Here is a 2189-nt window from a genome sequence, read left to right on the forward strand (position 1 = left end):
CCAGCGATCAGAAGGGCGGAAACGGGAAACATGATCATTCGGAACGGTCCGATCGGATGGCATATTGGGTGACAGTGAAGCCGAAAGGGTTTTGCCAGACATCGTCGATCGAGCGGGTCTGTTCGGGTTGGAAGGCAAACATCAGCGTCGCCGTGAACAGGCCCACCTGAGCTCCGTTCGGACTGGTCAGGCGCTTCCGAAGCCGGACCTGCGCGCGGTCGTCGCCGATAAGCGTGATCGAGGCGATCTCGACGGCCATTTCTGCCGCAGGGCCGTAGCGGGTCGGCGGATAGCTTTCCTGCCCCGAGGTCCACATGGCGCGCATGCTGGCCTCGGCAGCGCCGGTGGATTGCGCCAACACGCGGCGCACGCGCAGGTCATTGTCGAGCTGGTTGTATGTCTCGCGCTCAACGATGTAGCGATAAATCTGCGCCTCGATAATGGCGGGACGCTCAGCCAGCGACACCGTCTCGACGGTTGCATTCGGCAGAGCGAGACCGGTCTCGGGATCGTAGGGCACGACGACCGGCGGCGGGGTTTCGACCATCAAGGCGACGGCTGCGGCTGCGATGCAGCCCAAAACCCCAAAACCAGCGCCGCCGAGGCCGATCATCTTCCAGAGCTGTTCCCGGCGCAACGCGCCATGGATCAGTTCCTCCTCGACCAGTTCGCGCGCGCTCATGCCCCCAGTCAGTCTCAAAGTCATGTCTGGTGCCCCACTCACGGTTCGAGGCTCGGCAGGGTGAAGTCCATGTAGCGTCGCTCTTCGGCGACAGTCGCCGCATCCACCACCCCGGCATTGCCAGCGCCAAGGGTCTGGATCGCTTCCAGTTCCCACATCCGCGTCATAGCGATGGCGAGTTCCGCCGTGACGCGGGTGTTGTGGTCCATCGACGCCTTCAGGTCCTCCATTTCGGGGATCATGGAGACCAGTCGCTCGACGCGCTCGAGCGAAAGTGCTGCCTCGGCATGGCTGTTCTGGGCCGCAGCCGACAGGACAGCGCCTGTCGTTGCACGGGTTGCCACGCCTTCGGCGCCTGGATTCCCGCTCGTCGCAATTTCGTTGAGCGTGTCCTCGTCGAAGCCCGCACTGGCGAGTGCCTCTTCCATCTGCGTGCGCATCGGACCCGCATTGGGGCCGATCAGGCTCGACCAATCGCCGCCCTGGATGCCCCTGATCAGGCCAGGAATGTCTTCGAAGTTCGCCTGCAAAAGGTTGTCGAGATCTCCACCCATAGCGAGGCCGAGGATGCTGCGTGGTCCGGTCAGCGAGGCATACATCTCCTGGAGCTGGTCGAACTGCTGCTGCAGGAGGTCAAGCTGCGCCAGCGCATTGTCGAAAAGGTCAGTCTGGATCCCGAAATCCTGCAGCATCTGCTGAAGCTGACGGATTTCCTGGGCGATGTTCTGAGTATCGACCGTGGGCACGCCCTGTGCCCCGACGGGACCTGCAAAAGCGAGGCCAAGCGCAAGTGTCGCGGCACCGGTGGCAAGGGAACGGGACAAGCGCTTGATCATCGCAAACTCTCCAAGGTGAAATCCATAAACTGCCGCTCGGCCGCTTGCGCGGCGGCCATGGCGAGTTGTTCCTCGCTCAGCGGCTGGGTGTGAGCGGCCTTGATCCGGGTGCGGATCGCGACCAGTCGGGCCAACTCGGCCCGAGCGTAGGTGTTGAGTGCGATGGCCTCGTGCAGGTCTTCGGTCTCACCGATGCGCGTGATGATGTCTTGGACCCGCAGGGCCGCCGCGCGGACCGAGACCAACGAATAGTCGCCATAGACGCCTGCCCCATGGGCAGAGAGACTGAAGCTCGCGTTCGCCAGAAGGACGGGGTCGATGGTGCCGAGCGCATCGATCCCGCCGACGGCGGCGAGGTAGCTGTTGTACTGCTGCGGGATCACCACGACGTAGTGTTGGGTTTCCGCGAAGGGCGGGACGCCACCATAGTTCTGCACGTTGCCCGGGCCCGCATTGTAGGCCGCAAGAGCGTGGATGATGTTGCCATCGAACATGTTCAGCATTTGCGCCAGGTACCGCGCGCCCCCTGTGACCTGCAGATAAGGGTCGTCATAGTAGGCCGGGTTGATGCCGAGATCGCTTGCGGTGGCGGGCATGATCTGCGTGAGCCCGAAAGCTCCCACGGGGGAGCGCGCACCAATCTGGAACCGGCTTTCCTGCCAGATCAGCGC

At 63.3% G+C, this 2189-nt stretch carries 3 protein-coding genes; all 3 read right to left on the reverse strand.

The genetic code is table 11. The features are described from left to right. Positions 1-34 precede the first annotated feature (34 nt). On the reverse strand, positions 35-682 hold the full coding sequence (locus Q8M85_RS02625; protein ID WP_305539878.1) for a virB8 family protein: 648 nt from the start codon (positions 680-682) through the stop codon (positions 35-37). A 38-nt stretch (positions 683-720) separates the two neighbouring features. Further along, on the reverse strand, positions 721-1518 hold the full coding sequence (locus tag Q8M85_RS02630) for a type IV secretion system protein (protein ID WP_305539881.1): 798 nt from the start codon (positions 1516-1518) through the stop codon (positions 721-723). After that, positions 1515-2189: lytic transglycosylase domain-containing protein (locus tag Q8M85_RS02635; protein ID WP_305539884.1), on the reverse strand; the 675-nt coding region annotated here is incomplete at its 5' end. The genes Q8M85_RS02635 and Q8M85_RS02630, both read right to left, overlap by 4 nt.

The organism is Tabrizicola sp., from assembly GCF_030694085.1.
Taxonomy (GTDB): Bacteria; Pseudomonadota; Alphaproteobacteria; order Rhodobacterales; family Rhodobacteraceae; genus Tabrizicola.

Bases quoted from the DNA above. Each gene is read 5' to 3' on its own strand.
- Q8M85_RS02625 (WP_305539878.1), bottom strand. From the start codon at position 682: ATGAGCGCGCGCGAACTGGTCGAGGAGGAACTGATCCATGGCGCGTTG.
- Q8M85_RS02630 (WP_305539881.1), bottom strand. From the start codon at position 1,518: ATGATCAAGCGCTTGTCCCGTTCCCTTGCCACCGGTGCCGCGACACTT.